This is a genomic window from Altererythrobacter ishigakiensis (assembly GCF_001663155.1).
In the GTDB taxonomy this organism is placed as follows: domain Bacteria; phylum Pseudomonadota; class Alphaproteobacteria; order Sphingomonadales; family Sphingomonadaceae; genus Erythrobacter; species Erythrobacter ishigakiensis.
Map to the genome: position 1 here is coordinate 762011 of NZ_CP015963.1, position 23344 is coordinate 785354.

General features: G+C 54.1%; 16 protein-coding genes. 9 read left to right on the forward strand and 7 right to left on the reverse strand.

Annotated elements, in window-relative coordinates:
- Positions 1 to 20 precede the first annotated feature (20 nt).
- From A6F69_RS03700 to A6F69_RS03715, 4 genes are read left to right on the forward strand one after another with little or no spacing between them, the layout of a single operon-like run.
- A complete protein-coding gene (locus A6F69_RS03700; RefSeq protein WP_245638277.1) occupies positions 21 to 1295 on the forward strand; it encodes an oligosaccharide flippase family protein in 1275 nt (424 codons plus the stop codon).
- A complete protein-coding gene (locus tag A6F69_RS03705; RefSeq protein ID WP_067597517.1) occupies positions 1295 to 2224 on the forward strand; it encodes a glycosyltransferase family 2 protein in 930 nt (309 codons plus the stop codon). Before A6F69_RS03700 ends, A6F69_RS03705 begins: the two co-directional genes overlap by 1 nt.
- Positions 2225 to 2248: 24 nt before the next feature.
- Complete coding sequence (locus A6F69_RS03710; RefSeq protein ID WP_067597519.1) at positions 2249 to 3235, forward strand: glycosyltransferase family 2 protein; 987 nt, start codon at positions 2249 to 2251, stop codon at positions 3233 to 3235.
- The gene (locus A6F69_RS03715; protein ID WP_067597522.1) at positions 3232 to 4278 is read left to right on the forward strand and encodes a glycosyltransferase family 4 protein; all 1047 of its coding nucleotides are present in this window, start codon (positions 3232 to 3234) and stop codon (positions 4276 to 4278) included. Before A6F69_RS03710 ends, A6F69_RS03715 begins: the two co-directional genes overlap by 4 nt.
- A gap of 80 nt (positions 4279 to 4358) precedes the next feature.
- Here the strand turns inward: A6F69_RS03715 and A6F69_RS03720 are convergent, their stop codons facing one another.
- From A6F69_RS03720 to A6F69_RS03730, 3 genes are read right to left on the reverse strand one after another with little or no spacing between them, the layout of a single operon-like run.
- Positions 4359 to 5630: a capsular biosynthesis protein gene (locus tag A6F69_RS03720; protein WP_067597525.1), complete on the reverse strand. Its 1272-nt coding sequence runs from the start codon at positions 5628 to 5630 to the stop codon at positions 4359 to 4361.
- Complete coding sequence (locus A6F69_RS03725) at positions 5585 to 7012, reverse strand: GumC family protein (protein WP_179946168.1); 1428 nt, start codon at positions 7010 to 7012, stop codon at positions 5585 to 5587. Before A6F69_RS03725 ends, A6F69_RS03720 begins: the two co-directional genes overlap by 46 nt.
- Positions 7009 to 8256 carry a polysaccharide biosynthesis/export family protein gene (locus A6F69_RS03730; protein WP_067597528.1) on the reverse strand — a complete coding sequence of 416 codons (1248 nt, stop codon included), beginning with the start codon at positions 8254 to 8256 and terminating at the stop codon, positions 7009 to 7011. Before A6F69_RS03730 ends, A6F69_RS03725 begins: the two co-directional genes overlap by 4 nt.
- 253 nt (positions 8257 to 8509) lie before the next feature.
- Here A6F69_RS03730 and A6F69_RS03735 point away from each other — a divergent pair, with 253 nt between their 5' ends.
- From A6F69_RS03735 to A6F69_RS03745, 3 genes are all read left to right on the forward strand, one after another.
- Positions 8510 to 9040 (forward strand): heme NO-binding domain-containing protein, encoded by a 531-nt coding sequence (locus A6F69_RS03735; protein WP_067602395.1) that lies wholly within the window; start codon positions 8510 to 8512, stop codon positions 9038 to 9040.
- Entirely contained in the window at positions 9037 to 10455 is a 1419-nt protein-coding gene (locus A6F69_RS03740) for a sigma-54-dependent transcriptional regulator (protein WP_067597531.1), read from the forward strand. Before A6F69_RS03735 ends, A6F69_RS03740 begins: the two co-directional genes overlap by 4 nt.
- A 275-nt stretch (positions 10456 to 10730) precedes the next feature.
- Positions 10731 to 12233, forward strand: coding sequence for a putative bifunctional diguanylate cyclase/phosphodiesterase (locus A6F69_RS03745; protein ID WP_211352817.1), 1503 nt, complete (start codon positions 10731 to 10733; stop codon positions 12231 to 12233).
- A 52-nt stretch (positions 12234 to 12285) separates the two neighbouring features.
- Here A6F69_RS03745 and A6F69_RS03750 read toward each other — a convergent pair whose 3' ends face one another.
- Positions 12286 to 12825 carry a response regulator transcription factor gene (locus A6F69_RS03750; RefSeq protein WP_170245181.1) on the reverse strand — a complete coding sequence of 180 codons (540 nt, stop codon included), beginning with the start codon at positions 12823 to 12825 and terminating at the stop codon, positions 12286 to 12288.
- 950 nt (positions 12826 to 13775) lie between these two features.
- On the opposite strand from A6F69_RS03750, the gene A6F69_RS03755 reads away from it, so the two are divergent.
- Entirely contained in the window at positions 13776 to 14627 is an 852-nt protein-coding gene (locus A6F69_RS03755; protein WP_169816542.1) for a helix-turn-helix domain-containing protein, read from the forward strand.
- Between the two features lie 116 nt (positions 14628 to 14743).
- Complete coding sequence (locus A6F69_RS03760; protein ID WP_067597543.1) at positions 14744 to 15334, forward strand: PilZ domain-containing protein; 591 nt, start codon at positions 14744 to 14746, stop codon at positions 15332 to 15334.
- A gap of 37 nt (positions 15335 to 15371) precedes the next feature.
- Here the strand turns inward: A6F69_RS03760 and A6F69_RS03765 are convergent, their stop codons facing one another.
- Genes A6F69_RS03765 through A6F69_RS03775 form a run of 3 tightly spaced genes read right to left on the reverse strand, consistent with a single transcriptional unit; the run spans position 15372 to position 23341 of the window.
- Entirely contained in the window at positions 15372 to 18854 is a 3483-nt protein-coding gene (locus A6F69_RS03765) for an LPS-assembly protein LptD (RefSeq protein WP_067597546.1), read from the reverse strand.
- Complete coding sequence (locus tag A6F69_RS03770; protein WP_083984667.1) at positions 18854 to 21154, reverse strand: SdrD B-like domain-containing protein; 2301 nt, start codon at positions 21152 to 21154, stop codon at positions 18854 to 18856. Before A6F69_RS03770 ends, A6F69_RS03765 begins: the two co-directional genes overlap by 1 nt.
- 30 nt (positions 21155 to 21184) lie before the next feature.
- The gene (locus A6F69_RS03775) at positions 21185 to 23341 is read right to left on the reverse strand and encodes a DUF11 domain-containing protein (protein WP_067597552.1); all 2157 of its coding nucleotides are present in this window, start codon (positions 23339 to 23341) and stop codon (positions 21185 to 21187) included.
- Between the last annotated feature and the right edge of the window lie 3 nt (positions 23342 to 23344).

Below are 23344 nucleotides of genomic sequence, written 5' to 3' on the forward strand. Positions count from 1 at the left end.
GCAACAATTGCGAGGAAAGAATGTCCAACAAATTTCAAATGCTGATCAAGCCAGATCGCTGGCCAGCGTTTGCGCGTGGCATGCTCGCTTACGGTTCGGCGGAAGCGGTCACGCGGATCGTGCGCCTGGGTTCGATTCTGATTGTAGCGCGTCAGATTTCTCCCGAACTCTTAGGTGCAGCCGCCCTCGCACTCAGCCTGTTTGAACTGACCCGCGTCTTGTCCAATGTCGGGATCGGTCAGCGCATCATCACTGCGACCGAAAGTGAACTGGAGCCCATTTGTAATCGAGCCAGCCAGCTTTTCTGGGTTGTGTGTGTTGGCGTGACAATTGCGCAGCTCATGGTCGCGACTAGCGCATGGTTGCTGTTCAACTTGACCGACGTCGCTGCGATGCTGGCCGTACTTTCGGCTGTCTACTTCTTCATGCCGGCAGGCCTGGTGCAGATATTCCTCGCCATGCGAGCACAGCGTATGGCGGCAACAGCGAGAGTGGCGGCCACGCAGAATATCGCAGATTGCGTTTTGACGGTTGTTCTGGTGGTTGCTTGGCCGAGCGCATGGGCTATCATTCTGCCGAAGCTTTTGACCGCGCCATTATGGCTCGTCATGGCTCGCGCAACCTATCGCTGGACGCCCGATCGCGGCGCTAGCTTGGCCCAGATTTCCGAATTCGCGACATTCGGTCCGGCTATTCTTGGTTCTGAGCTTCTCACTGCTGCGCGGCTGCACGCGGACAAACTGCTGGTCGGCGCCCTGTTGGGTACTGAAGCGCTGGGGCTCTATTACTTCGCTTTCAATGCCGGGCTCGGCATCACGCAGGCGCTAGTCACGGCTTGCAGTTTAGTCTTGCTACCAATTCTTGCGAAGGCCGATGGGGAACTTCTCGAGCGCGAATTCAAGCGCGCCTTCGTCATGGGCCTTTCAGTGGTCGTCCCACTGGTCAGCATGCAGGCACTGCTCGCCCCGTACTACGTGCCTGTCATTTTCGGCGAAAACTGGGTTTCAGCAGTTCCTAATCTGGCCTTGCTGGCATGCGCCGCTGTCCCCTTGTTTATGGCGGCGGTGATTGGCGCGAGATTCCGGGCAATCGGAAAACCCCTCTCGGAAACGCTCGTCATGTCATGCGCGACCATCACCGCGCTCAGCGGCCTTGTGGTCGGCGCTCAATTTAGCCTCGAAGCGGCGTGCATTGGTTTCGGTCTGGGTCTCAGCGTGGTCTTGATCCCCGTCGCCGCCCGCCAACTCTTCTCACCTTACTGCTCTTCATCCGTCCCATTGAAAGGAGACCTCTGATGTCTGACCTGCACTTCTCTGTCGTTATCCCAGCATACAACGCGGCCGAAACCCTGCGGTCGACTGTAGCCAGTGTCCTGAGTCAAACCGATCAGCGGTTCGAAATCATCATCATCGATGACGGATCAACGGACGACACGCCGAAGGTGATGCTCGAACTGGCCGAGGTGGACTACCGGATCAGAGCTGTTTCAAAGCCGAATTGCGGCGTGTCAGCCACGCGCAACTATGGCGCATCGCTTGCCTCTGGTGAGTGGTTGGCTTTCCTTGATGCTGACGATCAATGGCATCCGCAGAAGTTGGAGAGGCACAGCGAACTGCACTCCTTCAACAAACTCGCTGGAGCAAGCTTTGCACAGGTTGAATTCGCACCAGAGCAAAACGGCAAAATCAAAGCTGGGCGGACATTCTCAAGCGTTCCAGCCGATTATCTCGGACTGAAGGACGTAGTGGTTGAAAATGCGGTTTGCACAACTTCAAACCTCGTTATCCGCAGGGACATTTTCCAGGCACTTTCGGGCTTTGATACAGACATGCGGTACGCTGAGGATCAGGATTTCCTTGCCCGCGCAATCGACAAGGGTGTCCTGATTTGCGGGATTCACCAAGCACTGGTCCGGTACCGGATGAACGAGAATGGTCTCTCCTGCAATTTTGGCGCGATGCTGGAAAACTGGCGCGGCTTTGCGTCGAGCTGGCTCTTTGGACGTGAACTGGCGCAAGCAGAAGCAACCTACTGCCGATATCTCACACGCAGGGTTCTTAGAGCCGGTGCGCCAATCGGCGTTGCATGGTCATTCATGCACCGCGGGCTTCGTGCTGACCGCAAGGCATACATGGTCGACGGAGCGCGCGGCTTCTTAACTCTTGGCGGTGTCATAGCGGGTGGAGCGCTGCCTGCTTCACTTCGCCGAACTGTCTTTGCCTAAATTTTCAATCGCTGGAGCATTCCAATGTCACTTCCCAAAGTTTCAGTCGTCATGCCGATTTACAACGTCGAAAAGTTCGTCGGCGCAGCTGTACAATCGGTTTTGAATCAGTCCTTCGAGGATTTCGAGCTCATTTGCGTCGATGATGGAGGCGATGACCGATCGATGCAGATAGTTCGCGAATTCATTGATCCACGAATTCGCATCGTCTGCCAGTCAAATCGCGGCCTTGCAGGAGCAAGAAACACTGGGATTGCGCATACTAGCGCTGATTTCGTTGCGCTTCTTGATAGCGATGACATTTGGCACCCTGACAAACTGGCGCTGCATTACATCCACTTGAATGCGAACCCTGATATTGGCGTGAGCTATTCGGGATCCAAATTGATCGACGGCGACGGAAACGCCTTGGGCATAACGATGCGGCCAAAGCTAGGCCGGATCACGCCAAGAGACATTCTATGCCGCAACCCGATCGGCAATGGCAGCGCTCCGGTCATTCGCAAGTCAGCACTCGATCGGGCGGTCTTTCGCAATCCGGACGACTCAGCGCGACTTTGCTGGTTCGATGAAAGCTTCCGTCAGTCGGAGGATATCGAGATGTGGACCCGGCTTTCCGTAAAGCACAGTGTAGGATTCGCGGGTATCCCGGGCCAATTGACGGAATATCGCATTATTCCCGGCGCCTTGTCCGCCAATGTCGTAAAGCAATACCTCAGCTGGACGAAGATGCTACGCAAGCTTCGCAGCTATGCGCCCGAATTCGTGGCAGAGCATGGCGACATGGCTCGCGCCTACCAGCTGCGCTATCTTGCGCGCCGATCAGTGCAACTCGGCAACTTTGAGCTTGCGCGCGACTTCTTGTCCAAAGCGCTCAGCTTGAAACCGCATATCCTCGTCGAGGAGCCACGCAAGACCATCGTAACTGCGGGAGCAGTCGCTGTCGGAGCCGCCGTGGGGCGCGATCGCTTCGTCGCTTTGACGCGGCCATTATTGCGGAATGCAGCGTGATTAAAGTCGCGCATCTGCTGGACGATTTCGCGATGGGCGGCGTGACACGTGCTCTCACGCTGTTTGATGAGCCAGCACTCGCCGCCCGCGTACATTCCAAGGTGACACCAGTCAATTCAGACGCCAGACTTGCGCCATGCATCAAAGCGGATCTGATTGTCGATCATATGGCACTTTCCTGGAAGCGATTGGTCTTCCTGGCCAGCCTTCGTGCTCGCAATCCCAAAGCACGGATCGTGCATGTCGAGCACAGCTACACAGCCAGTTTCGAACGAGTGCACGTGACATCCAAAGCACGATTTCGAGCGATGCTGAAGTTCGCTGCGTCCCTTGTCGACGAATTCATCTGCGTATCAAATGCGCAGAAAAACTGGCTTGCACAGGTGGTCGGAATCAAGGCGGACAAGCTTTCTGTGATATACCCTTGGACTGATCGCACCGAATTGTTCGACATCGATACCGCGCGCAAGCATCGCGGCCCAAAGATGCGGCTGCTCGCCTATGGTCGGTATGCGCCGGTCAAGAATTTCGACGCACTCATCGAAGCAATGAGACACGTGCCGCCTGATGTCGTTGATCTGACGATCTTTGGCGATGGGCCTGACGGGGAAAAGCTTGAGGAATTGTCGGCTGATCTGGGCAACGTCCGCGTCCTTGGCCCCTGCGATACGCCGGGTACCTACCTGGCTGAATGTGACGCTGTCATCATACCGTCAAAAAGCGAAGCATTTGGCCTCGTCGCAACTGAAGCGCGTATGGCAGGTCGCGCGATAATCGTAGCCAATGTGGACGGCCTACCTGAGCAAGTTGGCAGCGGCGGTTTTGTAGCGACCATGGGCAATGCTGGCGAGATAAGCCAAGTCATCCACGATGCTGCAAAGCGAGACCTTGTTCAGATGGGCATTCAAGGGCGCACTGAAGTTCGCGGACAGTCTGAGGAAATCATCCTTCGCTGGATACGCTTGTTCGAACGCGCAGCCGATCAGCTTGCAGGCGGCGCAAAGACGTTCGGAGGGCGCGAAATGATCGAAGCCGCAAGTTAATCGACCAAGCTTGAAGGTTGGGGAAGGAAGAGGAGCCGTTAGCTTGCGCAAGCATGTTGGCGGCTTCTTAATGTCACAAATCAAGCAGGTTCAGACAATGCATTCTCTGAAGCAGGCTTTAGCGCGATGCCGATCATCACCAGCGCTGGCCAGTAAAGATAGGCCAGAATTTCCAGGTTCTCACCGAACGAATACAGCGCCAATGTCACCGTTAGGCCGAGCCCGGCGCGAGCCATTTTTTCCGACTGAGCCTTCACCAGCAGAAAGATAAAGGTGATCGCCAGCGGCACGGCCAAAGCAACTGCGCCGAGCAGCCCCTTTACAAAAAGCAAGCCGTACCAGGAGTGGTGACTGCCAATGGGCATGTATTCCACTAGGTGCGGACCATTCTCGACGATGCCATGCCCGAACCAATAGGCTTCGGTCTCCCAACGATGGATAGCGATCCGACCAAGGATGGCACGTACCCGGCTGGAATCGGCACGTGCGGAAGCGAATTCGGTCATTGCCGTGTTGACGAACTCAATGATGACCGGGCCGAATGTCCCAAGAGCCAACACTGCTGGGGCCGCGATCAACCACAGATGACCCTTGCCCATGCGGCTTGCTCCCCAGACAAAGGGAATGACAAACAGCAGCGCGACCAATGCGACGCGCGATTGGGAAAGGATGGCGAGCAGCAAGCCGCCCACAATGCCGATTGTCTTCCAGCCGAAGTGTTTCTCTTGTGCAGACAAAAGCACATAGATCACCCCGATCATTCCGGCAGCTGGTGACCAGGGCGCAAAGAATTGCCACCGCGGCGTGCCAGCGCCAGGCTCAATGGTATAGAGCTGCGCGGCAAAGTATTCGGGCCCAGAGCCCCCAAGGACTTTGAGCGGGGAGACCCAGAGCTGCTCTGGCAGTCCAATGAGCGGTGCGGCAATGAATATTGGCATGACAATGACTGTTTGCAGACCAAGCTGACAGACCGCCCGATAGATTGGTTCCGGCCTGACCTGCAGCATCGCCCCTGCCAAAGGAAACAGCGCGATTAGCGCCCACCCCTTCGCCCAGCCAACGCTTGATTTGATTGTCTTGCCTAGTCCCAGCTCAAAATTGGCATGGCCAATCCAAAGGATGATGAGCATTGCCAGCATTCCAGCTATCCAGACCCAGATGGTGGCGGGAACAGCCGATGCCTTAATCCTGTCTAGGTAAAGCCCAACAGCAGCCATGCCGGACAAGACCCACCCCAAGGCTGGACCTGCGATATATAGCCCGCCGATCAGCCACAGGATCCAGGTCCACTGGATCGTTCTGACGATCAGGCGTTCGGCAGCAGTTTGCGGATGATGGGCTGTCTCAGCCATAGCAGCAGAAATCCGATAAGAATAAAGAGTGTGGCGCCCATCGCTCCCGCAATTGCGAACACCGGACTGGGTGCGGACTTCGCGCGGGGCAGTGAAGGCGCCTCGAGAGTTTGGACCAATGGATAGGATGCGAAAGGGTCTGACTTGTTCGTGTCGAGCCGCGCGAGAGCCGAGCTGAAGACTGCCTCTGCAACGCGAAGATCTCTCAGCAGGTCGGCAAGTGTCGCAGCTTGCTCAACCTGAGCGTCAGTGTCCGCCGTTTGTGCGGCGATTTGCCTGCGCAGCTCGGACAGCGCGGCGCCGTGACCCGTACGATCGCTATCGCGCTCTGAAAGGCTCGCGAACAGGCTTTCCCGCGTATTTGAGACAGCCAGATCTGCCAGCTCGATGACCTTTCCACCTTCGAGCCCGGTGAGTTCGCTACCGCGGCTCGCTAAGCTGGTTTGCAGCGCATCTTTTTCAGCTGATAGTTCTTCGATGGTCGCATGAGCTTCGCCCAGCGTTCCAGAGCTTTCGCTATGCTCTGCGCTGATCTTCGCATAGCGGCCAAGCAGTTCCTGAAACTCCGGATCAGCCTTGAGCTGCATCGCACGGCGAGCCTCAGGCAAGGTTACATCAAGCGTGCTGGCAAGACGCGATGCCGCAGCGCCGGTCTCTGACAAGCGAACGCGCCGATCACGCTCATTCGCCTTTAATTGGTCGAGCGCGGTGATGCGGCCAGCGAACTGATCGAGTGAAACAAGACCTGTCCTGCCTTGAAAATCGAGCAGCGCCTGCTGCGCCTCGTCAACCTTACGCTCAAGCTCTTCAATACGGCTTGCGTCTGCTTCTTCACGGGTGCGTGCTTCGTCTTGGCGCAGATCATTAAGCGCGAGACGAAAAGCTTGTTGTAAAGCGGCCATGCGCGTTTGTGCCTGCTCAGGCGAAGCCGCTGGCATGCGCATTTCGATGAGGTTTGTCTGGTCGATCAGCTTAATGCTTGGCTGGGGGAAAGCGTTCTCATCTTCCTCAGCAATACGTGCCGCTTCGCGCAGTACTAGGTCGGACACTAGAAGGCGCTTGTAATTCTCTGTGGGGCTCAGTGAGGGGGAAGAGAATGCCGAGGAAGTACTAGTTGTCGCTTGGCCAATCGATTCCAAATTCATGCTCGCGCCCACACCCGTGCCGGGCAGGATCAACGTCATCTTGCTGTCAAACCGGTCGGGGGCGATCAGCAGATAGCCGAGCGCTAGGCCCCAAACGAGAGCCAGCGGACCAGCCAACGCGACAAGATACCGCCGATATCGGCCAACGGATGGCAGTCCGTCGCGCACAACAACCCACAGGCGCAGCAGGAAACGTGGCGGAGCGGTCCCCGCTATATTGGGTGCGAATGTTTTCACAGCGCGTTGTCCAACAAGATTGCTGGAGTGGCAGTATTTACCGCATCTGTGACCAGTCCGACCGCTTCGCGGAAGTTAGTCCAGCGGCTATCGTAGCATGCGATGGCATCGCCCGGCATAAGGTAGGGGTTGAGCGCATCGCGGTTCGCGTTGCGCACCAGTTTCTCGATATCACGCTCCACAACGATGCTCTGACCATTGATTGGATTGCGCGAGATCAGAACGGCGCGGCGATCTGAACTCATATAACTTCCCCCAACACAGTTGGCCGCAACCAAGCCCTGAAGGAAACGAGTGCCATAAGGCAGCGAAGTGGTCTGTTGGCCAATTGCCGCGCCGGCATTGTTCATCGCGCTGCGAGTCAGGTTCGACATGAATACACGAATGCCTGGTGCGGTAAGTGGTGTTGGCCTGACCAATTCAGCATCAAAGCAGCTTCGGCTGGGAACTAACACACGATCGCCCGTAGCAACGGCGACGTCACGGCTTGCCCAACCGTGAACGAGCCCGGACAGATCGAACTCGGCGTAATTCCCATCTCGGATCACGTAGATTCGTTGGACGTCAGCATCAGGCCGCACGCCGCCCGCTGCGCGGATTGCTCCTGCAATTGTTCGACTGACGTTATCATCGCCGCTGACTGCACCTTCCTTAAGGCCAATCCGGCTCTCTGGGGTGCGCTCGCCGGCCCTCACTGCGCCTGGTTGGAATACGGCCCCTCCAACAGATACCGACGCGCCAGCGTTTTCTATCAATGCCACGCGCACCGCATTTTGCAGCGGGCGCACGATGCTTTGTGTGATCAAATGATTGCGTAGCTCTTCGGTAAGTGCGGCGATCGTCAGGCCACTCGCCCGCACTGGCTCTTGGCCACGCAGCGCGAGCGAGCCGTCGCTTTCAATGACATATGTACCTGTCAGCCGATCTTCGTCGCCCAAAACCATAATTTCCAGCCGGTCACCGGCACCGAGGGGGGCAGTGCGATTGAGAAACGTCGCCGGAGAAACCCGCTGATAGGTGTCGAGTTCTCGCGGCGCTTCCCAACTGCAAGTTGGCGCGCCGCGTTCGACAGGAGCTCGCACGATCCAATCACCCTGCGGCTGCTTGCTACCTTCCCATGCAACCTGGCCCGGAGCGTAGACTGACGTTTCCAAGTTGGTCGGGGCTGGCCCAGCGACGCATGCGGACAAAGTCAGGCTGAGGCCGGCGCAGGTGAGGGCAATTGAGGTAAGCGGACGTGACATTGATTACTCCAAAAAAGGGCATTCGGAGCAAACCAAATCAAAGATCGTGCCAAACTGCGGAACCAACGGTTTTGTGCGGTTTGCAAACGATCAGTTGCCCCAAATTTGCAAAATGCGTCATGTTTCTTTGCGATTTGCAAAGATATTCGCATTATGAGAGGGGTGTGACATCAATATGTGCTCTCAGAACGCGAAAATTCCGGCACGCTATTTGCATTATGCGGAGCAAATCCATTTTCTGGAGATGCGAAAAATGAAGGGTATTATCTACTCGGAGCTGGTCGGCTTTCTCGATGTGAAGGGCGGCCCCAGTTTCACAGAGGAGGTGCTAGCGGGCGCAGAGCTTCCTCATGGCGGCGCGTTCTCTCGTGTTTCTCGATACCCATGGGAGCAGGCTGTGCAGGTTGTGACTTCCGCTTCGAAAATCAGCGGCGCAGATGCGAACGATCTGTGCGAGGAGTTCGGCAAATTTCTGTTCGATCGTTTCACCGTTCTCTACACAGAGATCGTTGAGCGATATCCGACAGCTGAAGGCATGTTGGCGCACGTTGAAGATCATATCCATGAAGAGGTCAGAGTGCTTTATCCAGACGCTGAGCCGCCGCACGTCGCATCATGGAAGGACGATGATGGGTTCGTTGTCGAGTATTCTTCGCATCGCCCATTTGCGCATATCGCCTTTGGCCTGGTGCAGGGATGCATGAAGCATTTCGGGGATCCGCGTTCGATCAATTGGGTCGATCGCGATCCGACCGGCAAAACCGCATATTTCAGGATTCAATGATGCCTTCAGCTAAGGTCCTTATTGTTGAAGACAGCGCCTCATTGGCGCTTGGATACGCCGCGCAACTCGAAGACGCCGGCCACGAGGTGAGCCTTTGCGAAACGCTAAGTGAAGCGCGCCGATCTTTGTCCAGCGAGACCATTGATGTGGTCCTGCTCGATCTCCAACTTCCCGACGGAGACGGCCTAACCTTGTTTGAGGCGTTGCCCACCAGCAAGAGCCAACCATCCGTGATCGTGGTAACCGCAGACGGTTCGCTCAATCGGGCAATCGCGGCCATGCGGCGGGGCGCGTATGATTTCCTGGTTAAGCCCGTTTCCGGAACGCGCTTGCTCAGCACGGTAAGCAATGCTGCGGAACAGACAGGGCGCTTGGAGGTTGACGCAATTCCGCCTTCTGCTGCTGAAGGTGATGAAGAGACCTTTCACGGTTTCATCGGCAAATCCCCTGTAATGAAAGCGGTTTTTCGAACGATCAAAAGTGTCGCAGATTCCAAGGCGACTGTTTTTGTGACTGGAGAAAGCGGAACGGGTAAGGAAGTTACCGCGGAAGCCGTTCATTCAGCCAGTAAACGACGAGGTGGCCCTTTCGTTGCCATTAATTGCGGCGCTATCCCTGAGAACCTGTTGGAATCTGAGTTGTTCGGCCACGTCAAGGGCGCGTTTACGGGTGCGATCGAGAACCGGATTGGTGCTGCTAAGGCCGCCGATGGAGGAACGCTTTTTCTCGATGAAATTTGCGAGATGGACCTCAAGTTGCAGGTAAAGCTCTTGCGCTTTCTACAGACTGGGATGATCCAACGTGTTGGAAGTTCGGCGGCCGAACCAGTTAACGTTCGGATTGTGTGCGCAACAAATCGCAACCCGGAACGCGAAGTGGCCGAAGGTCGTTTTCGCGAAGATCTTTACTACCGACTAAATGTGATTCCGATATCGTTGCCCGCATTGAGAGAGCGCGGCGATGATATCGCGCTCATCGCTTCAAGCTTGGCTCAAAGGATCGCCGATGAAGAAGGCCGCAAGTTCTCTGGCTTCACTAAGGCAAGCGAGACCTATCTGCAGCGTCATGACTGGCCTGGAAACGTACGCGAGCTTCAGAATTCGTTGCGTCGGGCAATCATTACGGGTTCGGGCGGCAAAGTTGAGCTTGCTGGCGCGGCGCAACCGGTAGCAAGAGCGACCTCTGTGTCACATCGAACTGTTGTGACAGCCGACGAAAACTTTTTGCCATCGCCCGTTCATGAGTCGGAGAGTGCCGCAGTCGCGGATTTCACAGGAATGACTCTGGAACAGATTGAGCGTCTGGCGATAGAGCAAGCGATCGCGAGAAGCTCAGGGAATATCGTACAAGCTGCCCGGGATCTGGGCGTCAGTCCATCTACCATTTATCGCAAGCTTGATCGCTGGTCTGCGTAGACCAAGCTCATTTAGCCAATCAAGTGATCGCGGAACAGCGATGCGGTACGCGATCAATCTCTACTCGTGAAAGTGACCCTTGAAAATGCATTCCTGCGAATTTGAAGAAGGATCATTGCGGCACGAATATAAGATTGTCGGTAAATAGAACAGAAACTTATCGCGATTCTTAATCGAATACTAACCTTCTCTATACGTTGCATTACGTAGACGCGATCAACTCTGATTTCGTACGACGGGCATATGCAGTCGATATGGTTTTGGAACAAAGATCTTTGGCTTCGTTGCTGGTTTTTGCTGGCTCGGCGATGGTCGCGCTCACTGGGGTCGCGCAAGCCGTCCTTTTTTCGTCGACCGACGCGTTTGCCGACGGCATTTGGACACAGCTTATCGTAATGTGCGGGACCTCTAGTTGTGCGACGATCTTTGTTCTTGGATTGCTGCACAACGACCTCGACAAATACTATGCCCAAATCTTGGAGCGCCAAGAAGAAGCGCAACGCGAGGCTCGAAGAGATGAACTAACTGGTTTTGGGAACCGAAAGGCCCTGATCGAATGTCTTTCTGATGCCAGATCAGATCTGCCAACTGCTGAGCCGGTTTCGTATCTGGGAATAATGGACCTCGATCACTTCAAAAACATAAATGATACACTCGGCCATGAAGCTGGGGACGCTCTATTGCAGCAGGTTGCAGAGCGCATACAGGCGGTCGCTAAGTCTAAAGCAAAAGTATATCGTCTAGGCGGCGATGAGTTTGCTGTGACCTTTCTATCTTGCAAGTTGAAGGAGGTCTTACGCATTTGTTCTGAAATTCGAAGCCGCATTCTCGACGAATTTTTGATCGGCCAAACGCAAGCGCTCGTAGGTTGTAGCATTGGCATCGCCAAGACTGACAAGCGTTACCAGGAAAGCGAGTGGCTTCGCAGGGCTGACATGGCCATGTACAAGGCAAAGAATGGCGGCGTTGGGATAGCATTCTTCGACAAATCTATGGAGCTTGAAGCCAAGAGGAAGACGGAGCTTTCTCTGCGCCTGACACGTGCATTTGAAGAGAAGGAAAACCTATCTGCGAAGTATCAAGCTATATTCTCTACTGACAAGAGGATCGTGGCGGTTGAGGCACTTTTCAGATGGTTTGATCCAGATTTTGGAATGATCGCTACAGACGAAGCGATTAAGATTGCTCGCCAAAATCGATTGCTTGACCAGATTAGTCTTTTCGTTGCTGAAAAGGCTGCAGCGACCGTATCAGAAGCTGAGGACCTAGCTTTGTGCGTCAATGTCGAAGCTATCCAGCTTCTCGACGAGAATTTCACCAGGCAACTTTATGCTTGTTTACTCGAAAATGGTCTCGATCCGATACGCGTGCAACTTGAAATCGGCGAAGCGGACTTCGTTGAATACGCCGACCAATTGGTATCGCCACTTTCGCGGTTGGTGGAACAGGGTTTTACGATCGCGGTCGATAATTTTGGCTCGAGTAATGCCTCGCTGACGCATCTCAAAAAGATTGGTGTTAAGGCTGTCAAATTCGATCCAAGCATCTTGCAGCATGCCAGGGAATCCGACAATCCAACTGTTCTCAAAGCAAAGACTAACTTGGCTAAGAGCCTCGACATGGTCGTTACTTGTAAAGGGATTTCAGACAAGGTTGACGAAGACTTGGCTATGAGCGCTGGTTGTGAGTGCCTGCAGGGCTTTTACTATGGTCGGCCGGACGCGATATCGTCGTTCACGACCCACATCGAAACGATTAACTCAATGGCTGCCGCGTAAGCGAAGCGTCGATACAAGCAGACGTTCGTAGAGCCTATAGGGTTGATCGTCTCTAAGCAGTCCTCAGTTCGGCTACCGCTACAATCCCCACTAGTTCGGCTATAGTTTTTGCCCCAACCTTTTTCATTAGGTTGGTGCGATGTGTGTCGACCGTTCTCGGGCTAAGCGAGAACCGCTCTGCGATTGTACGGCTTGTTCCACCTTCAGCAACGGCCTGAAGTATTTCGCGCTCTCGATTGGTCAATAGCGCAATCTTAGATCTCATCTCTGCGCTTCGGACTGCAATCTCTGGCTTGGGACCCGCCTCGCCATCATTCAGCAATAATTTTTGGGTCAGGGCATCGGCAGCTATTGGCCATTCGATGTAGTTGCTGACCTGCTTTCGCATTGCGCTTACGACACGATCCACGTCGATATGGTCGCAATAAGCGAATATCGGCATCCAGGATTGCGATTTATCCAAGAATTTTAGCGCCTGATCAATAGCTCCTTCCTCATCGTAAACTAGGAGTTTTGAAGCGCTGGGGGAAAACATTGTGACCTCGTCCATCGCTTCGCAAGGAATTGCTCCGAAGCCTTGGGAGTAAAGCATCCTGCATAAGGAAGCTCTTCTGCTAGCTATTGAGTCAACTACAAAGATCTGAATCCGAGATCCCATATGCATCTCCTGGTCTAGAGAATTTGCAATGAGAGTATGGAAAATTCCGGAGTATTGAATCTCCTATTTGGTCCAATTTGGACTAAATATCACTAGTTTCAATTGAAACCGTCCATTCGAAGAGTTCTATTGGGACGTCAAGAAACCGTCATATATGGCACTATAAGAATTAATTTTTTTCAGCCCGATGAGAACGTTCATTTTTCGCATTTTATACCATCTGATACATAGCTCCTTATAGTTTCCTTCAATCCGTATTTGAACGGAGGGATTTCCCATTAAAATTAGAGTCGATTTCTCGCATTTTGCCACTTTGTAACCGGTCTTGATTTTCTCGCGAATACTTGATTAATGCTTGCATCCATTTTCGGCGTGGGTGGGCGCCGTCGGATCAACCCGAACTCTAAGTGAGCCGGTTCGCATGGGGAGGCGAACGTGAACAAGTTGAATTCACGATCTAGTGTCGATGATCGGGTGGTCGAAAACGATTCCGGCGGCCATGAGAACCTAATCTTGGCCATCCAAGAAATGGAATCTGCCTTGAAGCGGCTAGATTGCGGCGGACATTTGATTTGTGCCGCTGAGCTGAGCCGCGCGATCGAAAGCGCAAAGGCACACGTTCGGTCCGAATAGTTATCTCGGCCAGACAAAAAACTACCCTCATCTCAATGTTGTTGGTCGGTCCAAGAGGTGCATTGGTCGACTGACCCGCATATATTTGTAACTTTATTACAAGAATATGCGCATTTTTGTCGTGTTTCTACAAATCTAGTCGGTACTTGTCGTGTTTGTACAACCGCTTGATCCCTTGCTCTGATATTCTGTCCCTCAAATGGGGGGGTAAGTTTAGCTAAAGTATCAAGATTGGCTCTGATATGACGCAAATGACTTACAGCCAGGGCATTGGCTCTGGGAAAAAAAGCGCTGACACACTCAAACGCGTAAAGCGGCAAATGCTTGGGCGTCAGCAGCGCTATTTGGTTTTCCCGAAATCGATTTTTGGGGAACCTGCTTGGGACATGATCCTTGAGCTCTACGTTTCGAACCAAGAAGATCGTATCTTAACCGTAACCGATCTATGTCGTGCGTCATTTGAAGCGCAATCCACAGCGCTTCGTTGGATCGCGATTTTGGAACAGCATGAGTATCTCTCGAAACTACAAGACTCTTGTGATGGGAGAAGAGTCTTTGTTCATGCCACAAGTAAATTGATTGAAGCCGTTGAGCGTATTTACGAAGCTCGCTGGAAGCCTTGGTCGCGCGATACAGAAGCTGATGCTTCGATGGTTGGTACTCTGCAAATGTTCTACTCAGGGATAGGATTTGTTGAGGCTGGATCGGTCGTCCCTGGAACAAAGTCGATCGGCGCGTTGACCGGCGTAAGACAAATGCAGATCGGACGGAAAAAGCGATATGCCATTTTCCCGAGCTCGTTTCTTGGAGAGCCGGCTTGGGAGATGTTGCTTGAAGCGTATGTATCCAAAATGGAAGGGGACGCGTTGGCGGTGACCGATCTATGTGTTGCCTCTGGTCAACCGCAGAGCACCGCGCTGCGATGGATCACCATTCTAGAGCAGCATGAATATCTTACCAGGTCGCAAGATCCTTACGATAAGAGGAGAACTTTAGTGCATGCGACTGAGAAGGCTCTGGAATCGATCGAGCGATTGTTTGCTATACACAATGCTGAGAACAGAATTCCGGCCGCTTCTGCTTTTCCCAATTTTATGGATTAGAGAATTGGTTAACGAACCCTCAACCCTAACTACGGGTTCACATTGAACTTGCCGTCAATTTCTTACTTTACACTTTGAGCTATTTAGGCACCAAGTCAGGCAGTTAGGGATGAAAAATGGAACGCCGATTGGAGGGCCGGACAGGCAATGTATACCGGCCCGCACTGATCACTAGTGAAAGCGGTCGCGCATTTGTGACCCAAAAAAACGTCTCTGAGAGCGGCGCATGCTTTCGTGGCGATGTTCCTGTTCAAGTGGGCGATACGATTGAATACAGCTTCAATGGCATGGAAAACATTAGAGCGATCGTAAGATGGTGCGAAGGCGATCTGTTTGGCGTTGAACACCTTGAAAGCGCGCAGTTTTGGGATGATGCTTCAGTCTCTCACCCCTTCCGCCCGCTTCGAGTACCGTTAGAACATTTTGCAAAGATCAGTTGTGCGGAGTGGATGGCCTTCTCCTCGGTCAAGAACATATCTCAGTCAGGAGCCTGTCTCACGAAGCCAGCAGAGCTCAATGTAGGAGCATTGATAACCGTTGAATTATTGGGGCTCGTGTTTGAAGCGGCGACGGTCAAGTGGGTCAAAGGAGAACGTTGTGGGATAAAGTTCGCGAGGCGCTTGAGCGCTAGCGAGTTGAATGAGATCCTTATTCGGAAAGCCAATTTGGAATTGCGCACTGGCTTTGAACGAGCAACTTCAAGCTAGTCGCAGGTTGTACTGGGTATCCTAAGTGGATCGATGGCTAGAATTTTCCGAGCAGATTCAGGAATGGGCCATGGCTTGAATAGCTTTGGTCAGAGAGATCGTCCGAGAAGTCGGATAGCGAGTATCCGACGCCTATTTTCACATTATTGTCTATGTGCCTGTAAGCAGCTGCCAATGCCCCAGTCCGCAGATCATCTGCTGCGGTCACCCAAAGGACCCGACCTTCGAGCAGCACATCCCATTTCGTGACAACATTATAGTCAGCTCGAATTACAGCGAGGTGCGCCGTTGAACTGACGAATTGGTTGCTTTCGCGTCCAAGCGAGACCTTACCCGTCCTGTAGCCGTATTTGCCGCCCAAGGTCAGTTTTTGTGAAGCATCGTAGTTGAAGTCGATCACACCGATGTGACTGACCTGCTTCGGGCTTTGTGTCTGGCCACCGCCGGTAATTTGGCCAACCGGACCAAGATCCTCAAAGTAGGAGAAGCGCAGCAAAGCATTGAGCTTTTCATTGTCTACTGGGCGATAGGCAAAGCCCGCGACTGCTTCTGTAAATTCCGCGGCAAGTACTGAGTCCGACGATTTGTCTGCTCGCGCGAGGTTCACGCGGCCAACAAAGCGCCAATCAGGATCGACTGCGTAGTTAAAGTCGTTGCGCAGCAGCCAAACAGTTTGATCAAGTCCAGCTGCGCTGGTCTCACGCCGCATCTCAACTGAGCTGCCTAACCGGAAATCTTCGCGTGCGTAGCCAACGCCGAAGGTGGCCGCAGTGCGGCGGAAGACACCGGTTGTGGCATCGTCAATACGCCCCGCTTCGAAGCTACCAGTGATGGCCAGGTGCTCAATCGGTTCGAAAGTCAGGCCAAAGCTGCGCGTGAGGGACGGCGCAACACCGCCAATACCGACACGATTTTCACCATACACGGAAAGCGCATCCGAGAAGCGCTGGCGCGCACCGAGCACCAATGTGGCTCGGTTGGAGCGCGTAAAGATGTTCTGGCTATCGAGCCCCGTGTCTGTCCGATCAGCGAACAGGCTATAGCCGATATAGGCTTCAGATCCTTCGCTCATTTGACGGTTGAGCTGAATGTCTGCTCCCGCACCGCCGTTGCCTTCGGAAACCTCGCCAGAGATCGATATGCGCTGTGTGATTTGCGCCTTAAGGCCGACACCAGCCCGATTATTGCGTTGACGCGCAACATCGCGGTCGAGAGTTATTTGGCCAAAGCCATATGTCGACCAGTTCTCGCCGCCTGGCGCATAGCCAATTTCAAATGCAAGATCCGTGCGGCTGCCGTCCTGCACACTGTTGAATAGCAGGCCAGGTGTGCGATCCTCATGGCGCAACCCAAGTTTAGAGGTGATCGTACCCGTGCCTGAGGCAAAGGCATTTTCAAGGTCTATAGTGCCCGTCTCACTAGAACCTGTATCGCTTGATGAAAGCGACTCATATCCCGCTGCGATTCGGCCATTCACTAGACGTATTTTGGCAGTGACGCCCCAGCGCTCAGTGTCAGCGGGTGTCAATCGACTGGCGGATGAGAACCCTTGATCTTGATGCTCGAAATAGCCGCCAAGAACAGCCCCTTCGCCAGCGTTGCCGGTGAGCTCATTCACATTGATCGCTGCTTCCGTGCGCCAGGCCTTCGCTGTGACGCCTGCGACACCCGGCGTAACGATATCTGTGAAAGACAGGCCACCATCAACCGAGTTTGACTGGCCAAACCCCGGTCCTTCGCTTTGGGCAATTTCAGCCTTGAAGTAAGTACCAGCGGTCGCCCGTAACAACACGTCAGCGCCTAGGAGAGTTTGTGCGGCTTCTTCAACCGTGTCACGCTGCGCAGAGACACCAAAGCGTACTGCTTCGTTTAACCAGCCAGACGCACGCCCCCCTAACGTGTAGCCGTCAAGGCTGCCTACGGTTGGAGTGTACTCGTAGCGAACCACCAGCACAGGCACGTTACCCGTTGAACTGCCTTCGCGCACAACGCCACTGTTAGCGACAGTCGAAGCTAGCGGCTTGAGCAAAGTGACGCGGCCCTGGAACGGATCAAAGTCATAGTCTTGCTGCGGATAGAGGTCGCGAGTTTCGATTACGATGCCCGTTTCGCGATCGCGTACTTCAATCCGGATGCGTTCAGACCCAATTGAGACGTCCTGGCGTTTCAAGAAGTAAAGCGAGCCACCAGTGCCGCGAAATTCCTCGCGCGCAGGTACTGTGCCAGGATCAGAGGCAAAACCGGTAAGCTGGAATCGGCGTTCTCCGAATTCGGTCGTAGCCTGACTATTGATATCTACCAGCGCCCCAAACAGGCCACGATCAAGTTGCGCTAGCTCTGCGGCGTTGATGGCGGTTGTGAAGTTGCCGACGACGAACTGGTTCGCATCTTTGTTGACGCGCAGATAGAAACTGCCTTGCGTCGGCGCATCTTCGACCAAGGTCGAATCGTCGCCGTAAGTGGGATAGAATTGCTCACTGTTGAGACGGCGCAGCAACTGGCCTGGGTCTTTGCGATCGAGATTGCTGAAAATATCCTTTAGCAACTCTTCTCCGGTGTCGAGCGATGAGGTGATCCGCCAATCATCACCGACCACACCTTTTGCATAGAATGCGCCGCGGCCGATGGCGTAGCTGCCGTCCGGCAGAGTGTCGCCCGAAACATCGCGCGAAGGGCCACTGCCAAAACTCTTGCCTAGCAGCACATCGCCTTGGCCAACCACAAACCAATCGTCGCTTTCGATCGCAAAGCTTTGCTTGGCCTCTTTGGTGACTTGGCCATCGCTCTTGATCACAACGAGCAGTTCGCCGTCGTCGCGTGAGACGATCTGTTGGGCTGCGAACCTGCCATCTTCAGCTAAAGGTACGGTTTGCCCGCCAACGAATACACGCTCTATTTCAGCATCGGCACGCCCGGTGACAGTCGCCATGATACCTTTCAGATCGATTGTTCTGCGTGCTGCTTCGTCAATCTGACCAAACTCAATGCGCGGCTGGGCCGTTTCAGCTCCGATTAGCTCGGGCACTGGCTCATCAAGGAGCGTGAGTTCATGTGCGGCAGTCTCGTCAAACTTCCCTTTGCCGTCGTAGACGCGCAAAACGAAATAGAGCTCACGCGGACTCGCCTCGTCTGCTTGCCAAGTTGCTGTTCCATCTTCCTCGACATCAAGCTTGAAGAGCGGCTCGCTGTCGGGCGAAGCGCCGGCTGAGTGAATACGGACCTCTGCGCGTTCTATGAAGGATGGATAATTGGTGTAGGTCTGGAAGCGCGCGTACTCGCCGCGCACGACTGTTGCGGCGCTATCGACCAAACCAACACTGATAACCGGGCTCACAATCAGAGTATCCGCTCGGAAGCGGATCTCATACCGATCCTCGCCGAAATGTTTTGTTCCGGCTTGCGTAGCTGGAGCGACTTCTTCTTGGCCCTGTGCACTCGCTGGCCCGCTAATCGTTGCAATCGCGATGAGCGCAGATCCAAGACAGAGGTTGGTGTGCAAAGGCTTGAGAGACTTATTCATTATTCGCCTCCCTCTTCGCTAGCATTCATTGTCGTCGCGACATCTCGCTCCTGAGGAGCGACGCCGAAATTGAGTTCACTCATTTTGCCTCGTGTGAGGCGAATAGAGCGTGGATTGTCGGTGGTTGGCTTCCAGCCCAACGGCAGCGTGCGCGGGTCAAGCTTCAGGACGAAATTGGAGCCGATCCGGGCATCAGGCACGGCGGCGCATGTGATGTGGTAGCGCCCAAACTCATCGGTGGTGACCAGAAGGCCGTTGACCGTTGCCAATCGAACGCCTGGAACTCCGGGTTCACCCTTGTCCTGATAGCCATTTCGGTTGGTGTCTTCGTAGACTTTGCCAATCAGCTCAGAGCAATCGAGCACGTTGCTAGGTGCGATCCGGACAGCGGCTGAACTGCGGTTCGAAATCGGTGCGCCGGTTGGGCCGTCCAAAACGAAGCCTGTATTGACTTTGGTTCCTTCGGTGACGCCTGCACCAACACTAAGCACCAAGTTGTATGTGACTGTCGCATTCGCGGGAATGATCTGGTTATGCCATTCCAATTGGCGGCCTGAATTTGCTGCCACTGGCTCATTTGCAATACCGTTTACAGTGGCAGAGCCTAGAACATACTTGAAACCCGCTGGCAGCAGATCGACAACCGTTGCTCCTGCGCGTCGCGCAGTTTCTCTGTTGCGAACGCTGATCTCGTAAGGGACTAAATCACCCGTGCTCACATTTCGTTTGGTGCTGGTTTTTGTTACCATCAATGGATCGCGCGATATGAACGGATCAATTGGAATGTGATTGAAGATCACGTCCGGATCGCCCGCTTCAAGAAGGAACCTTAGGTAGTAGGTTGGATCTTCAGCCTGCGGCGCGTTCGGAGTGGGTGATATCAAAACAGGGCTATCTTGACCTGTTGGATCAAATGCCTCGTCATTCGGCAATAGAACTGAAGACTCAAAGCTGTAGCCGCCAGGCGGTGTGATCTCGATCCGATACTCTGTTTCGGCTACTGGGCATTCAGTGGAGTTCCCAAGAACAAGGTCGAACTGGTATGCGCCCGAAGCGTCGGTGACTTGGCCTTGTTGTGACGTGTCGAGAAAGCAATCCCCCGGGAGCGCTATCCCATTTGCGCCAACTAGAGTCGCAAAGGCGCCGGCAATCGGCTCGCGAGTAATGCTATTGTAAACGATGCCTGATGGATCAATTGGCCCATCTTGATCCGATTTCGTCAAGTTAGGTTCCAATGAAGCATTCTCGATTGTGCCGTAAACAACCGAGTTTTCCGGGTTCACAAATCGAATCGAATAACCATCACCTGCAGGCAAATTGCCAAACCGGTAGTCACCGCTTTGCTCAGTGCGCGACGATCTGATGGTTTGTCCGTGGCGGCGGAGCTCAACTATCCAACCAACTTGAGGTCGCTCACCAATATCGTAATTTTGATCACCGTTCTCATCGAGAAAAACGGTACCTTCTACTGAGCTGGTCGGAGCTATTACTGCGAAAGAAAGGGATGCGGTTGCACAGTTTGTAGGATTCAATATTTCGCAGATCTGATACCCAAGGGTGTAGGTGCCTTCCGGCACATCCGAGCTAACCGAGATGGCCCCGGTCACTCGGTCCAAGACGACACCCGGATGACCTACTGGCCCCGTAACAGTCAGGGCGATTTTGGCTGGGTCAATCGGGTCACCATTCAATGTGTCATTCTCAAGCACATTGACGATGTCATCACTGCCAGTACCTGCCGGTACGTCGATGCCTGTATCGTCGTTGGCAACGATTTCAGGCGCTTCTACGTTGATTTCGACGATGGCCGTCGCACAATTGGTTGGGTTCAGGGTTTCGCAAATTTCGTAGGCGATTGCGTAGGTGCCAGCCGGTGTGCCTGCAGGTACTTCGATAAGACCAGTTGCCGGATCAAGCACGGGCAATGGATCGCCCGGTTTCGCTGGCGTTGCAGGACTAGACACAGAAGCGATGACATCGTCGAGCGATATTGCTGTTCCGTTCAATGTGTCATTGTCGAACACATTGATGGCAGCAACGGCACCATCAAAACCATTCACCGCGGAAGCGGTGTCGTCTTCGGCTACGATCACAGCAAAAACACTATCGCTATCAATGGCAATATTGTCTTCGGTATTGGGATCGGTCGCAGTTGAAGGTGCGCTGATGGTAACTGTGTTGGTTGCTACGCCAGCAATCAATGCTGCTGGCGTAGCAACCGCAACAAATGGGAGGATGCTGGTCAGCATCCGCGCAAGCGGTAGGCTTGAAGGTCCTTTATGATCGAAAGGATCTGTCATGAGATTACCGCTCGCGCCGCCCCCTCAGCTTCAGTCGACAGTACAGTCGTAGGTGACGGTCAACGAACCACCGTTCGGGATCGTACCGAGCGTTATGCCGCTCGTGAGACTACCGAATGTGAAGGATCCGGTTGGGATGCCGTCGCCGCCGAATGTCAGCGGGTTGGTTGTTGGACAGGTGAGACCTGCGCCTGGCGTATCGGTAAGGACAGCGCCCGTTGCGGCATCAGGTCCAGCATTGCTGACTGTGATCGTGTAGGTTACCGTGTCACCTGAAGTTACTGTAGTGACACCGTTATCCTTAGTCACAGACAGGTCCACGACAGCGCCAACGACAATTGTCACGGTTGCTGTATCGCAGTTGTCTGTGTCGGCAGCTTCGCAGATCTGGTAGGTAACCGAGTAGCTGCCTGGTGTTACGCCGCTTGGCACATCGATCGTACCATCGGCATTGATCGTGACGCCAGTCAGACCGCCATCATTGGTGATGCTTGCAACCACATCGGTGTTAGCAAAGCCCGCACCGTTGAGCGTGTCATTGCCGAACACAGAAGCGGTTGTTCCGCCGGTTGATGGGATCGACGCCGATGAGAAATCATTGTCGTTCGCAACGATCGTATTGATCACAGTGACGGCTTCGTTGAGATCATCGCCTGTAGTGCCAGGGTCGGTCTGATCGCTAGTCGCAGCCGTCGTGGTGTTGGTGATCGTGCTACCCTCAGTGCCAGCGTTCACCGTACCTTCGATGGTCAGCGTAGCGCTTGCACCATCAGCCAGGCTCGGGATCGTCCAGACGCCCGTTCCTGCGACGTAAGAACCAGCTGTGACAAAGCCATTGTTGCCTGTCGCAGTGAGACCAGCAGGCAGGCTGTCGGTCAGCGTAACATTGGTCGCGGTGTCACCGCCGTTGTTGGTCACAACAATCTGGAAGGTGACTGTATCGCCAACTCCTGGCTCCGATGTGCTCGAAACAAGCGTCTTGACTGTTTGAAGATCAGCGACGCCACCAATTGTCACTTGGACATTTGCAGTATCGCAATTGTCTGGATCTGCAGTTTCACAAATCTCGTATGTGATTGTGTAGCTGCCTGGGGTAGCGCCGGATGGAATGGTTAGCGTACCATCGGCATTGATCGTGACGCCAGTCAGGCCCCCATCATTGGTGATGTTCGCCGAGACATCTCCGTTGGCGAAAGCGACACCGTTGATCGTATCATCGCTGAAGACGCTCGCCGTATTACCACCTGTCGATGGAACCGAAGTAGCCGAGAAGTCATCGTCTCCAGCCACGATCGTATTGATCACAGTGACGGCTTCGTTGAGATCATCGCCTGTAGTGCCAGGGTCGGTCTGATCGCTAGTCGCAGCCGTCGTGGTGTTGGTGATCGTGCTACCCTCAGTGCCAGCGTTCACCGTACCTTCGATGGTCAGCGTAGCGCTTGCACCATCAGCCAGGCTCGGGATCGTCCAGACGCCCGTTCCTGCGACGTAAGAACCAGCTGTGACAAAGCCATTGTTGCCTGTCGCAGTGAGACCAGCAGGCAGGCTGTCGGTCAGCGTAACATTGGTCGCGGTGTCACCGCCGTTGTTGGTCACAACAATCTGGAAGGTGACTGTATCGCCAACTCCTGGCTCCGATGTGCTCGAAACAAGCGTCTTGACTGTTTGAAGATCAGCGACGCCGGCTACGAGAACCGTCGCAGTTGCTGTCGTGCAGTTCGTCGGGTTGGCTGCCTCACAGATCTGATAGGTAATGCTGTAGCTGCCTGGGGCGGTATCTGCCGGCACTGTCAGGGTGCCATTGGCGGCGATCGAAACGCCCGTTAGACCGCCATCGTTCGTTACTGTTGCAACGACATCGGTATTTGCGAAGCCTGCACCGTTCAAAGTGTCATTGGTGAAGACAGTCGCGGTCGATCCACCGCTAGAAAGGATGGGCGAACCTGAGAAATCATCATTTGTCGCAACAAGAGCTGCAAACACCGTATCGGTGTCTGTCGCGCTGTTGTTCGCTGAATTTGAATCGGTTGCACCGGCAGGGACGCCAATGGTCGCCGTGTTGACTGCTTGCTGTGCGAAGGCGGTACTCGGCACAGCCAGCGCGGCAAGTGGAATTGCCGTGCCAAGCAGCATAGACAGGCGAACCTTTGTCGCCTTTGAAGCATAATTTTCCATAACGTTTTCCATGGC